Genomic DNA, 12,707 nt, shown 5'->3' on the forward strand with positions numbered 1-12,707 from the left:
CGGAGAGAACGGCCGGACGCACTTCACTCCGACCGAGGTGGCGGAACTTGCCTCGGCGCGGTGCGGCGCGGTGGGTCTAATCCGAGTCACGCGCCGCGGTTCGCCGGGTGCTCGACCGCGAGTTCCGTCTCCGCGTCCCCCTCGCCGACGTCGACGCCGCGTTCGCGCCCGCCGGGCCAGCGGACCCGGACCGCCTCCGGTACCGCCGCCGCGGCGGTGTCGCCGCCGAGGCCGAAGTGCGCGACTGGTTCGGTCTGGCAGAGGTAGCCCGACCCGCCGTCGACGAGTCGCGTCTGCGTTCCGCGGTCGGTTCGGAGCGTCACGACGGCGTTGCGCGCGGGCGCGCCGTGTTCGGTCAGCGGCCGGACGCGGAGCCACCCGTTGTCGTTCGGCGCGGCGTACAGCGACAGCGGTTGCGGCCCGATTTCGCCGTGGACGACGAGCAGTTCTAGCGTCCCGTCGCCGTCGACGTCGCACACCGTCGCGCCGGTGCCGAGACCGCGCGGTTCCGACGCCGCGCCGGGGTCGGAAGCGACCCACGCGCCGTCTCGGTACCGGAGGAGTCGGTTCGGCGCGCCCATCGCGTTGACGAACACCTCGGGGGCGCCGTCGTTGTCGAAGTCGGCCGCGAGGACGGTCCGCGTCCGCGTGGGTTCGGCCCACTCGGCGGGGGCGACGTCGACGAACGTCGGGTCGCCGTCGCTCCCGTTCCCTTCTCCGCCGGTCCGACGCTCGAAGAGGCGGTTCGGCCCCTCCCAGTTGCCGACCACGAGGTCGAACGCGCCGTCGCCGTCGGGGTCGACGAGGGCGACGCCGCGGGCGTGTTCGGCCGGCGCGTCGAGGGCCAACTCGTCGGCGACGTCGGTGAAGCGGCCGCCGTCGTTGCGGAGAAGGTAGTTCGGTCCGCGTTCGTTGCCGACGAACACGTCCGTCCGGTCGGTGACGATGGGGCCGGCGACCAGCGACCGACCGCCGGTGAGGAAGTCGACGCCGACGTCCTCGGCCATGTCGGTCACCTCGCCGTCGTCGCCGAGTTCGTAGAAGCGCATCGGCGCGCCGTAGCAGGCCAAGAGGAGACCGTAGCGGCCGGTGCCGAGTCGGTCGACGGCCGCGACGGACCGCCCGGCACGGACGTTCTCCCGGCCGGCGTTGACCGGGAGACCGAACAGGTCCCGCCACCCGACCGCCGTCCGGTCGAACAGGCGGTCCTGCTCCGTCGAGATGCCGCCGTAGGCGTCGCTGTTGTGGACGTACACCTCCTCGTCGCCGTCGGCGTCGACGTCGGCCGCGACAACGCCGAAGGCGTGCCCGTGGGGGTCTCTGAGTGGGTCCGGCGTCACGTCCGCGAGTCCGTCGTCGCCGGCCGCCAGCACCCGGTTGTCGGTGCCGTATCCCCCGATGAACAGGCGGGGACCGCCCGGTCCCGTCGTGACGGCCGCGCCGTACCCCTTGAGTGGTCGCCGGTCGGGGAGGCGACCGGAGCGGTCCTCGAACATACCCCCTCTCGACGGCCGACGCCGAAAAGCGTCCCGTCCGAGACGGCGCGGTGCGCCGACCGGACCGGACCGACCGAAACGGTTCAAAGACTGTCTTTCGAGAATCTATATTTCCGAAACGTGAACTGTCGAGCGGAGTTAGTAGAGGTTATGTAGGCTGGAGGAGCGTTCTTCGAACGAAGCGCCCATGTCCGACCCATCCGCCGGCCCCGACGGAACGCCAGAGGCGCGGGACATCACCGGCGCCGACGTCGACCGTTCGGTCGACGTCGACGGCCGGAAGTTCGAGCTTCACAGCGTGGTCGTCACCTACGAAGACGACCCCGACCGGTGTACGGTGTACCCCCGGCGGAACCGCTGTCTCGAACGCGTCGAGGCGTGGCTATCGGCGGACTTCGACGCCTTCGTCGACCTCGGGGAGATGCGCTGAGCTATCGGACCGCGTCCGAGAGCGTCCGCTGGACCGCCTCCTCGCCGACGGCGGCCGCCAGCGCTTCGAACCCCTGTCGCTCCGACCGGTCGCGGGCGTTGGCGACCAGTCGCGAGACGATGAACTCCGGCGTCGACTTGCCGACGGTGCCGAACCGCGGCTGGTAGTCCACTTCGAGCGCCAACTCCTCGGTCAGCCCCTCCGCGAAGATGCCGTCGATGCGCGCCTGGTCGGGGAGCGGGCTCAGTTCGTCCGCGAGGTGCGTCACGTACACCCCGAGCGCGTCCTGCCGAACCGTAAGCGACACCAACCCCTCCAGTAGGTCCGCCGCCCGTCCGGGTTCGGTGATGGCCTCGAACTCGTCGACCAACATGAGGGTCCGGCCGCCGGAGGAGAGCGGCGGGACGATGGACTTCAGCGTGGATTCGAGCACGCCCGCGTTGAAACTGGCGTGCCGGCGGTGGAAGACGATGGTGTCGAACGCGCCGACTTCGGCCTCCTCGGCGGGTACCGGCAGCCCCATCGACGCGAGCAGCGCCACCTGACAGAGTGTTTCGAGGAGCGTCGTCTTCCCGCCGGAGTTCGCGCCGGTCAGCACGGCCACCCGGTCGCCCGACGGCGGCGTCGAGTCGGGGTCGCCGCCCGTCAGTCCGTGCGTGCCGACGGCGTAGGAGACGGGGTCGACGTCCCCGGAGAGCGTGAGGTTGCGCGCGCTCCGAACCGCCAGTCCGTCGTCGACGAGTCGCGGCCGGACGAGGTCGTGTTCGGCGGCGAACCGACCCAAGGAGAGTTCGAAGGCGATGTCGGAGACGGCCGTGACGGCGGCGTCGACGTCCTCGCGAGCGGTTTCCACGTCGGCGCGGAGGTCAGCGGCGACGGACTCCTCTCTGGCCTCGGCGTCGGCCTCCAGTGCCGCGACGAGGTTTCTGAGCGTCGCGGAGGCGAAGTCGGCCTCGTCGTAGGCGTCGTCGGTCGTCGCCGACTCGACGCGCCCGCGCCGGAGGTCCGTCTCCTCGGTGACGTACTCGACGAACGCCGAGCGGAACTCGTCCAAGCTACGAACGCCGCGCGAGCGGACGGATTCGAGGGCGTCGAGGGCGCCGCTCTCCAGTTCTCTGACCGAATCGAGGCGGTCGCGCAGGCGGTCGAGTTCCTCGTCGGCGCCCGCCGAGACGGAGCCGTCGTCCTCGACGTAGCCGAGGGCGCCCGCGGCCTCGCGGAGGGCGTCGTCGTCGATGCCGTCGAGGGCCGCGAACGTGGCCCCCCGAAGCCCCGCCTCGCGGAGCGAGAGGGCCGCCTCGACGGCCGCCCGGTCGGAGCCGCCCGCGTCGTCGTAGCGCGCGAAGGCGTCGAGCACGGCCTCGCGGGCGTCGCCGTCGAGCGACTCCCACGCCTCGCGCGCGTCGAGCACGTCGTCTAATCGGTCCTCGCGGTCCTCGACGCTATCCAGCGGCGTCAGCACGCGGATGCGGTCGGCCGCGTGCTCGGTGACGGCGTACTCGCCGGCGAGCGTCAACAGTTCGTCGTACACCTCGTGGACGTCTCGCGTCCCGAGGGCGTCCATGCCGGCGGCGCCGTTCGCGCGTCGGAGGATGCGGACGGCCCGCCCGCGGGGCAGTCCCGCGTCGGCGAGCGTCCTGATGTCGGCACCCTCGATGGCCTCGACGGCCCGTTCGACGCCGAGCGACTCGCGGAGACGCTCGCTCGTCTTCGGGCCGACCCCCCAGTAGTCCTGCAGTCGCATACCGAGAACTGGGCGCGGCCGGCCTTGTAGGTTCCTCGTCTCCGTCGGCGGATTCCGCTCGGCGGCGACCGACGGCGACCGCGCCCGGACCGCTCCGGGTCGGAGCGGCGGTTATCGGGGCGAGAGGTGCGTGTCGCCGGGAGTCCCGTGGTCGGCGTCCTCGGCCGCCGCGGCCGAGAGCGTCTCGGCGAGGAGGCGGACGGCCGTCTGGTGGTCCTCCCGCGAGGCGCGCAGCGACCGGGCGGAGATGCCGAGCGCGCGGTACTCCGCGAACGCCTCGGATTCGACGACCCCGCGACCGGCGAAATCCTCGGCCACGCACGTCAGGAGGGCGTGCAGGTGGACCAGTTCGTTCTTCTTCATCCGAGCAACCTAGGGGCTCGGGGCGGGTAAGTTTCCCGCCCGTGTCAGGAGGAGACGCGCTTCGCCCGCGCCTCGCGGACGTCGCCGCCGTCGCGCAGTTTGTCCTCGCAGTGGGGGCAGACGCGCGGGTCGTCGGCGCCGTCGGGGGCGAACACCCGGACGTAGTCTCGCGTCACGAACGACTCGCAGTTGCGGCACTCAGGCATCCCGCGTCACCTCGGCGGGGGCCGGGGCCTGCTTCGGGGCGGTCGATTCGTCGGAGACCGGGGTTCGCTCGGACATACTTCGTGTGTCGAGACCCCCGGAGCGCTCCTAACTCGCCTTCCTACGTGGTTAGGGGACGGCGAGCGAGTTGGGAAAGGGTATAAGTTTCGGCCGAGAACATCATACAAGCAATAACCCCCGGCGGCGAGGTTCGCGGGGCGCTACGACAACCATGGAGGACTCTACGAGACGGTCGGCGGGCGAGTTCGAGACGGGGGTGCGCGAGCACCTCGAACGCGTCTCGGACGCGGTGTTCACCGTCGACGCCGACGACCGGTTCACCTACCTGAACGGGAAGGCGGCGACGCTGTTGGGCCGGGAGCGAGCGGAGTTGGTCGGCGCGGCGGTCACCGAGGCGTTTCCGGACGCGGAGGGTTCGCGGTTCCTCCGGGAGTGCGAGCGCGCGTGCGCCGAGGGGGAGCCGACGACGTTCACCGACTACTACGCCCCCCTGCAGAAGTGGTTCGAGGCCGACATCTACCCCGCCGAAGAGGGCGTCACGGTCTACTTCAACGACGTGACCGACCGGCGGCGCCGCGAGGAGCGTCTCGAACGCCAGCGGGACCGCCTCGACATCCTGGAGACGTTCACGCAGGTCATCACCGAGGTGAGCAGCGCCAGCGAGGACGCCATCTCGCGGGAGCACGTCGAGCAGTTGGTGTGCAGTCGGCTAGTCGAGACGACGCCGCTGACGTTCGCGTGGATCGGCCGCATCGACGGCGACACCATCGTGCCGTCGGCGTGGGCCGGCGCGGAGCACGGGTACCTCTCGGAGTCGTCGTTCTCCGCCGACGCCGAGAAGGCGACCGGCCAGGGACCGGTGGGCCGGGCGGTCAGGCGGAACGAGGTGCAGATAACGGCGAACGTCGAGGCGGACGACATGTGGGGACCGTGGCGCGAGGCAGCCCTCGAACGCGGGTTCAAATCCTGTGCCTGCGTTCCCCTCGAATACCGCGGGTCGAACTACGGCGCCCTCTCTCTGTACTCCGAGCGCGAGGGGGCGTTCGGCGACGAAGACGGGCCGAAAGACCCGCTCCAACAACTCGGCGACGCCGTCGCCCACGCCGTCGACACCGTCGAGCGGAGGCGAGAGGAGCGCGAACTGAAGCGCCGGCGCGAGGAGTTCAGCACGTTCGTCAAGGACGTCGAGGAGTACGCCATCTTCCGTCTGGACCCCGACGGCCACGTCGCCAGTTGGAACCGCGGCGCCGAGGAGATAAAGGGCTACGAGGAGTCGGAGGTGCTCGGCAAGCACTTCTCCATTTTCTACCCCGAGGACGCCGAGGACGGCTACCCCGCCGAGTTGCTCGAACAGGCGCGCACGGAGGGACAGGTCAAGGACGAGGGGTGGCGCGTCCGCAAGGACGGCACGCGCTTTTGGGCGCTGGTGACGCTCACCGCACTGACCGACGACGGCGGCGCCTGCCGGGGGTTCGTGAAAGTCGTCCGCGACATGACCGACCGGAAGCGCCGCGAACGCCGCCTTGACGCCGTGTTCAACCGAACCTTCCAGTTCATGGGGCTGATGGACCCCGACGGGACGGTGGTGAAGGTGAACGACGCCGCCACGGAGTTCGCGGGCGCCGACCGCGAGGAACTCATCGGCAAGCGCTTCTGGGAGGCGCCCTGGTGGGACGCCAGCGAGGACACCACCGCCGGACTGAAAGACGCCATTAGATGGGCCGCCGCGGGCGAGTTCGTCCGTTACGAGGCCACCGGGGCGGACCCGCGGACGGGCGCGGAACTCGTCCTCGATTTCTCCATCACGCCCGTCACCGACGAGATGGGCGAAGTCGTCCTCTTGGTCCCCGAGGGGCGCGACATCACCGAGCGCAAACAGCGCGAACGCGAACTCAGACAGGAGCGCGAGCGACTGGAGTTCATGAACCGCATCCTCCGGCACAACCTCCTCAACGGTCTCAACGTCGTCAGCGCGCGGGCGGAGATTCTGGAGGACTTCGTCGACGAACCGGGGCGGACGCATCTCTCGACGGTGCGCGGCCGCATCGAGGAGATGGTCGACCTCGTGGAGACGATGCGCTCGTTCACCAAGGCCATCGTCCACAGCGAGGCGCACGAACTGGAGGCACATCCCCTCGGGAAGACGCTCGTACGCGAACTCGAACGCATCGACGACGACAACGAGAACGTCGTCATCTCGACGGAGCGACCCATCCCAGACGTCGACGTCCTCGCCGACGACCTGTTACCCCAGGTGTTCGAGAACGTCCTCACGAACGCCGTCCAACACAACGACAAGGCCGTCCCGCGCATCGTCGTCGACGTCGAGGAGTGCACCGACGGCATGGTCGCCGTCCGAATCGAGGACAACGGCCCCGGCGTTCCCGACGAGGAGAAGCGCCACATCGTCGAGAAAGGCGTCGAAGGACTCGCGACGCCCGGCAGCGGGTTCGGACTCTACCTCGTGAAGGAACTCGTCGACAGTTACGGCGGCACCATCGACGTGAGCGACAACGACCCCACCGGCGCCATCTTCACCATCGTGCTCCAAACAGTGTGAACCGAGACCGGGACGTTCTTTCTGTTCGTTAGTGTCCCCCGGTGGATAAATTCGACCGACGAGGGGCCAGATATATATCTGTGGGGGCAGTTCGAAAAGCTATCAGCATGTCCACCGAACGTTCGCTGGGTGAGGAGAAGGACGGTCGCTCAGCGACGCCCGTCGTCTTGGTCGTCGACGACGACGAGGACTTGGCGGACACCTGCGAATACTGGCTCCGGGACGACTACGACGTCCGCGTCGCGTACGGCGGCGAGGCCGCGTTGGACCAAGTCGACGAGACGGTCGACGTGGTCCTCCTCGACCGTCGGATGCCCAACGTCTCGGGCGACGACGTCCTCGAAGCCCTCCGCGACCGCGGCCTCGACTGCCACGTGGCGATGATGACCGCAGTCGAACCCGACACCGACATCGTCGACATGCCGTTCGACGACTACCTCGTCAAACCCGTGACGAAGACGGACGTCCGCGAGGCCGTCGACGAACTCGTCGTCCGGTCGGACTTCGACGAGGAGGTGCGGGAGTTCTTCGCGCTCGAATCGACCGAATCGGCCCTCGAAACGCGCGACGTCGACGACCTGCGCGACCCGGAGGTTCTGAGCGAACTCCGCGAGCAGGTCGAGGCGGTCCGCCGCGGTCAGGCCGACGAGATCGAAAAGCGCCAGCGACAACTCGACCGACTGCACCACATCAACGACCTGCTCCGGGAGGTCGACCGGGCGCTCGTCGACGCGACGACCCGCGAGGAGATAGAGGAGACCGTCTGCGAGTCGCTGGCGTCGTTCGACGCCTACACCGCCGCGTGGGTCGCCCGCTACAGCGACGCCGTGAACGCGGTCACCTGCCGCACCTCCGCGGGCGTCGCGCCGCCGCGACTCAACGGCACGGCGGAGGCGGTCACGCCTGTCGTCCGCACGGCCCTGCAGGAGCGACAGGTCCAGTTGGTCGACGAGGTGAGCGCCGAGCACTTCGCGGCGGTGTTCGAATCGGACGAGACGGTCCCGTCGGGACTCGACCGCGAGACGCTCTCGGCCGTCATCGTCCCCGTCGCGTACCGCGACACCGCCTACGGCGCGCTCGTCGTCTACACCGACCGAGCGGAGTCGCTCGGCGAGGACGACCGGACGGTGTTCGAGGAACTCGGCGCGACCATCGGCCACGGTATCAACGCCGCCGAGTCGAAGCGCCTTCTCTACAGCGACACCGCGGTCGAACTGGAGTTCTCCCACGAGGACAGAGACGACCTGTTCGTCGACCTCTCGGCGACCCTCGGCTGTCGCGTCACGCTCCAGGGGTTCTCGCCCGCCGCGGACGGCGGCATCTCCTGCTATCTGAGCACCGCGGACGCCGACGCCGAGGCGGTACTTGAGTATTTCACCACCCACGAGTCGGTCGAGAACGCCCGCACCATCACCGACGGTCCCGAGGAGTCCATGTTCGAGGTACGCATCACGGGCACGGGGTCGACGGTGCTCGGCCCGCTCATCGAGTTCGGCGCCAGCGTCAACACGCTCACCGCGACGAACGGCGAGGGGTCGCTGGCCGTCACCGTCTCGCCCGACGCGGACCTCCGCGTCCTGAGCGACACGGTCCGCTCCGCGTTCCCGGCCGTCGAAGTCGTCGCCAAGCGCGAAGTCGAACAGTCCGTCCAGTCGACGGAGACGTTCAAGCGCGAACTGGAGGACAAACTCACGAGCAGACAGCACGACGTCCTGGAGACGGCGTTCGTCTCGGGCTACTTCGACTGGCCGCGCGGGAGCACCGCCGAGGAGGTGGCCGAGTCGCTCGGTATCTCCGCGCCGACGTTCCACGAGCACCTCCGCTCGGGCGAGCGGAAACTGATGGAAGCGTTCTTCGAGGAGACGGCGGAGTCGGCGACGACCGAGAAACGCCGCGTGACGAACAACTGACCGCGAAACGCCGCCCTTTCTGCCGCACGTATCAGCTCGCGTAGCCGCGTCGAAACCGAGCAGCGTCGCTCCTCGGTTGTGAGAGCGGGGAGGAATCAGGGCCACCACACATCCGCGGTGGGTCGGGTTCGACGGCGGGGGCACCGTCGTGGGGGGAAATCGGAATCGCAATCGCAGTCGTCGCGTTGCGTTGCGTCGCGTTCAGCGCCGCGCGGGTTCGGAGGCCGACGACGCCGATACCAGTTCCGAGACGGCTTCGAGAAGCTCGTCTCGGGAGATCGGCTTCGTAAGGAGGTCGTCGAAACCGAGTTCCTCCAGTTCGGGTCCGAAGTCGTCCGCGCACGTCGCCGTGAGAAGCGCGACGCACGGGTTCACGTCCGTCTCGTTCAGTTCCTCCATGACGCGCTCCCCCGAGAGACCGGGCATGTGCCGGTCGAGGAGGACGACGTCGACGGTCGGGTCGAACTCCCTGAGCGCCTCGTGGCCGGTGTACGCCGTCCGCACTCGGTAGTAGTCGGACAGCCACACGGCCATGCTATCTGTGAGAGCGGCCTCGTCGTCCGCGATGAGGACGGTGGGTCGCTCCGAAGGCACGTCAGCGGGAGTTACGGTCATGGATTTCCTGATTCACTCTGCCGAACGGTCGGATTCGCCCCTTGGGGTCACCCGTCTGCCTAGCGGGTTCGGGGGCGAGCGGTCGCCGGACGAGACGGACGCGTCGTCGTTCACGCGTCGTTCATCCGCTGGAAGCTCTCGTCGCCGCACGACGCGCACTCGGTGACGCGGTACGGTTCACGCGAGAACTCCTGGTTCGTCTGCTTCGAGCTCTCCGTCTTCAGTTCGATAGAGACGTTGTGGGGCGTCCGTCGTCCACAGTCGTCGCAATACTCCGTCAACTCGGTGAGTCCCGGTTCACTCTTCGACATTGTGGTTCGCCACTTACTGGTACCGCCGTCACGGCCATAGACAGTGAGCCTAATCCGTTAGGGCGCTCCGAGAGAACCGATAGCTCGGACCGGACTACTCCGAGACGGCGACTTCGCCGCGGGACGCCTCCGCGTCGTACTTGTCGCGGAACTCCTGGATGAGCGTCCCCATCTTCGCGTACCAGTCGTTGAGCATCCGCTGCATGTCGTCGGCGACTTCGTCGGGGTCCGTCGGCCGGTAGACGTGGTAGTAGCCGCCCTGGTCGTAGTTCACCTGGTCCTTCTGGATGAATCCGGCCTGCAGGAGCCGCTGAACCGAGCGGTAGGCCGTCGAGCGCTCGCGTTCGACGGTGTCGGCGACTTCGTCGACGGTCAGCGGCTCGCCGGACTCGACGAGCGTCTGAAACACCTGCTTGTCGAGCTGTTTGAGGCCGTGGATGCACTCTAACAGTCCCTCACACTCCATGTCGGCCTGAAGGTACTCGGCCATCGAGTCGGGCATACGTTCGAAGTTCGCGGTCCGGACGCAAAAGAGTTTGTTTGAATGGTGCAACACTGTCCGAACCGCCGGATTCGGATTCGATACCCGCGCCCTCGTTCGGTCGGCTCAGACGTTCCAGCCGTCGCCGAACGACTCGAAGCGTTCGAGGTCGTGCCCGTACAGCACGTCCCCGCCCGTCCGCCGCTGGAGTTCTTTCACCGTCTGGAGGCTCTCGAACCAGTCGCGCTCGGACCAGAGCAGTCCCGGCCCCAGCGGTACCTCCTCGGCGTAGTTGGCGTCGACGTAGCACTCGTCGCCCGCGAGTATCACCGTCTCGTCGGGCAGGTCGATTCGCGCTCCGAGCACGCCGGGCGTGTGCCCCGGTAGGTGGTACAACTCGAAGTCCTCGGCGAGGGTGTGGCGGTGGCGGTGGACCACCTCCCAGTTCAGGTCGCGGTCGAAGTCCTTCGCGAGGTAGGCGATGGAACCCTCCGTCGTCTTCGCGGAGTAGTAGGCGAACTTCACCTCCTCCTCGTGGACGTATATCGGCACGTCCGTCCCCTCGAAGTGCCGGAGGCCGCCGGCGTGGTCGAGGTGCAGGTGGCTCATCACGACGCCGTCGATGTCCGAGAGGTCGTAGCCGACGGCGTCGAGGTCGGATTCGAGGTGGTGTTCCGCCGCGTCGACGTGCTCGAACGCCTGGTAGAGGGGGTCGGGCCAGTAGCCGTCGCCCGCTTCGGGGTGCGACCCGGTGTCCCAGAGGAACGTCCCCTCGGGGTGGTCGACGACGGCGTTCCAGACGACGAATTCGACGCGTTCGCGGTCGGGGTTCGGGTTCGAGGCGGTTCCCATCGCCGCGCCGTCGACGACGTAGCCCTCGTCGGCGAAGACGCGGCCTCGGTCCACCAGTCTGACTGTGGCATCGACCATGGGCGAACTAAGGCGGGACCGGCGATAACTGTTCGTTCGGACGGGGTGTCGGGGTTCTCGGCACCGTCGTCTACGTGAGAAGGCGGGCGAGCGCTCCGACCGCCACGAGCGCGAAGACGCCGACGGCGGCCGAGAGGAGGACGTTCACCCACCGCTGCCGTCGCTCCGGCAGAAACTCCGCGATTCCGACCAGCAGGTTCCCGAGACCGAACACGAGCATCGTGGGGTCGCCGTCGCCGTACCGCATCTCGAAGTAGGCGTACAGGGCGAAGAAGGCGAGCGACCCGGCGAGGAAGATGCGGGCGCGCCCTTCCATCCCCTCGGCTTCGAGGCGGACCGGTCGAGATGTAACTCCACGGTCGCACGGAGGTTCTAAAAGATAATCAAACGACAGGTTCGGGGCCGTTCCGACCGCGCGAGACGGTCGCCTCGGGACGTTACTTCGACTGCCGGTAGATGAGGTTGCGCTGAATCTCGTTGGCGCCCTCGTAGATGACCGGGATGCGCACGTCGCGGTAGACGCGCGAGATGGGGTACTCGTTGAGCACCGAGCGGCCGCCGTGCAGTTGCATGCCGCGTTCGGCGCAGAACACCGCCGTCTCCGTCGACTTCGTCTTCGTCATCGCCGCCCAGAGACCGGCGTCGTCGCCGTCGGCCACCTTCTCGGCGGCGCGCCAGTTCAGCGAACGGGCGGCCTCGAACTCCATGCGCATGTCCGCGAGGGTGTGCTGGGTGGACTGGAAGTCGGAGATGTTGCGGCCGAACGCCTCGCGGTCGTGGACGAACTCCCACGTCTCCTCGATGGCGCGCGCGGCGAGGCCGATGCCGTGGCCGCCGACGACGACGCGGCCGTGGTTGAAGAACTCAGCGAGCATGTAGAACCCGCCGCCGGCCGTGCCGATGACGTTCTCCTCGGGGACGACGCAGTCGTCGAAGACGATGTGGCCCTGCTTGGAGGCGCGCATGCCCATCTTCTCGGGGATGTGTTCGGCCTCGTATCCCTCCCTATCGGTTTCCACGATGAACATCGTGTAGTTCGAGTAGCGGTCGTCGCTGTCGTCCGTCTTCGCGTAGACGGTCAGCCAGTCGGCCTCGACGGCGTTGCCGACCCAGTACTTCTCGCCGTTGAGCACCCACCCCTCGTCGGTCTTCTCGGCGCTGGTCGTCATCCCGGCCATGTCGGACCCGGTCTGCGGTTCCGACACCGCGAGCCCCGAAATCTGCTCGTTGGCGGCGACGGGACGGAGGTACTCGTCTTTCTGCTCTTCGGTCCCGTAGTGTTCGACCATCTCACAACCGAACGAGGCGAGCATCATCGTCAGCGCGATGCCCGCGTCCGCGCGGTAGAGTTCCTCGTTGATGGCGAGGACCTGCAGGAGGTCGTACCCCTTTCCGCCGTACTCCTCGCCGATGTCCTGCGCGACGATGCCGGCGTCCATGCCGGCCTCCAGGATATCCCACGGATACTCGCCGCTCTCGAAGTACTCCTCCGCGTTGGGGCGGATGTGCTCGTCGGCGAACTCGCGCGCCGTCTGCTTCACGTCTCGGGCGTGTTCGGGGACGACGCTCTCCTCTAGAAGGTCCATACCCGATGAAAGAATCGTGAGGTAAAATAATCCTCGGAACTGTGGAAACCTTGAAA

At 68.1% G+C, this 12,707-nt stretch carries 13 protein-coding genes; 3 read left to right on the forward strand and 10 right to left on the reverse strand.

Annotated elements, in window-relative coordinates; translation table 11 throughout:
* Positions 1–86: 86 nt before the first annotated feature.
* Positions 87–1,496 (reverse strand): CRTAC1 family protein, encoded by a 1,410-nt coding sequence (locus NDI76_RS08030; protein WP_310923479.1) that lies wholly within the window; start codon positions 1,494–1,496, stop codon positions 87–89.
* Between the two features lie 187 nt (positions 1,497–1,683).
* Between NDI76_RS08030 and NDI76_RS08035 the strand changes: the two genes are divergently transcribed.
* Positions 1,684–1,926: a DUF7511 domain-containing protein gene (locus NDI76_RS08035; protein ID WP_310923480.1), complete on the forward strand. Its 243-nt coding sequence runs from the start codon at positions 1,684–1,686 to the stop codon at positions 1,924–1,926.
* Position 1,927: 1 nt separating this feature from the next.
* Here NDI76_RS08035 and NDI76_RS08040 read toward each other — a convergent pair whose 3' ends face one another.
* The 3 genes from NDI76_RS08040 to NDI76_RS08050 form a co-directional block, all read right to left on the reverse strand.
* A complete protein-coding gene (locus NDI76_RS08040; protein ID WP_310923481.1) occupies positions 1,928–3,670 on the reverse strand; it encodes a MutS-related protein in 1,743 nt (580 codons plus the stop codon).
* Positions 3,671–3,781: 111 nt separating this feature from the next.
* Positions 3,782–4,033, reverse strand: coding sequence for a UPF0058 family protein (locus tag NDI76_RS08045; protein WP_310923483.1), 252 nt, complete (start codon positions 4,031–4,033; stop codon positions 3,782–3,784).
* Between the two features lie 44 nt (positions 4,034–4,077).
* Positions 4,078–4,239, reverse strand: coding sequence for a DUF7563 family protein (locus NDI76_RS08050; protein WP_310923484.1), 162 nt, complete (start codon positions 4,237–4,239; stop codon positions 4,078–4,080).
* A gap of 230 nt (positions 4,240–4,469) precedes the next feature.
* On the opposite strand from NDI76_RS08050, the gene NDI76_RS08055 reads away from it, so the two are divergent.
* On the forward strand, positions 4,470–6,818 hold the full coding sequence (locus NDI76_RS08055; RefSeq protein WP_310923485.1) for a PAS domain S-box protein: 2,349 nt from the start codon (positions 4,470–4,472) through the stop codon (positions 6,816–6,818).
* A gap of 107 nt (positions 6,819–6,925) precedes the next feature.
* Positions 6,926–8,728, forward strand: a complete 1,803-nt coding sequence (locus NDI76_RS08060) for a bacterio-opsin activator domain-containing protein (protein ID WP_310923486.1) — start codon at positions 6,926–6,928, stop codon at positions 8,726–8,728.
* A gap of 201 nt (positions 8,729–8,929) precedes the next feature.
* On the opposite strand, the gene NDI76_RS08065 is transcribed toward NDI76_RS08060, so the two are convergent.
* From NDI76_RS08065 to NDI76_RS08090, 6 genes are all read right to left on the reverse strand, one after another.
* Positions 8,930–9,343, reverse strand: a complete 414-nt coding sequence (locus tag NDI76_RS08065) for a response regulator (protein WP_310923487.1) — start codon at positions 9,341–9,343, stop codon at positions 8,930–8,932.
* A 110-nt stretch (positions 9,344–9,453) separates the two neighbouring features.
* Positions 9,454–9,654, reverse strand: coding sequence for a DUF7835 family putative zinc beta-ribbon protein (locus NDI76_RS08070; RefSeq protein ID WP_008390029.1), 201 nt, complete (start codon positions 9,652–9,654; stop codon positions 9,454–9,456).
* Between the two features lie 94 nt (positions 9,655–9,748).
* Positions 9,749–10,156: a helix-turn-helix domain-containing protein gene (locus tag NDI76_RS08075; RefSeq protein ID WP_310923488.1), complete on the reverse strand. Its 408-nt coding sequence runs from the start codon at positions 10,154–10,156 to the stop codon at positions 9,749–9,751.
* Positions 10,157–10,261: 105 nt separating this feature from the next.
* On the reverse strand, positions 10,262–11,065 hold the full coding sequence (locus NDI76_RS08080; protein WP_310923489.1) for an N-acyl homoserine lactonase family protein: 804 nt from the start codon (positions 11,063–11,065) through the stop codon (positions 10,262–10,264).
* A gap of 70 nt (positions 11,066–11,135) precedes the next feature.
* A complete protein-coding gene (locus NDI76_RS08085) occupies positions 11,136–11,381 on the reverse strand; it encodes a DUF8011 family protein (RefSeq protein ID WP_310923490.1) in 246 nt (81 codons plus the stop codon).
* A 121-nt stretch (positions 11,382–11,502) separates the two neighbouring features.
* Positions 11,503–12,651, reverse strand: coding sequence for an acyl-CoA dehydrogenase family protein (locus NDI76_RS08090; RefSeq protein ID WP_310923491.1), 1,149 nt, complete (start codon positions 12,649–12,651; stop codon positions 11,503–11,505).
* Between the last annotated feature and the right edge of the window lie 56 nt (positions 12,652–12,707).

Source organism: Halogeometricum sp. S1BR25-6 (assembly GCF_031624495.1).
Taxonomy (GTDB): Archaea; Halobacteriota; Halobacteria; order Halobacteriales; family Haloferacaceae; genus Halogeometricum; species Halogeometricum salsisoli.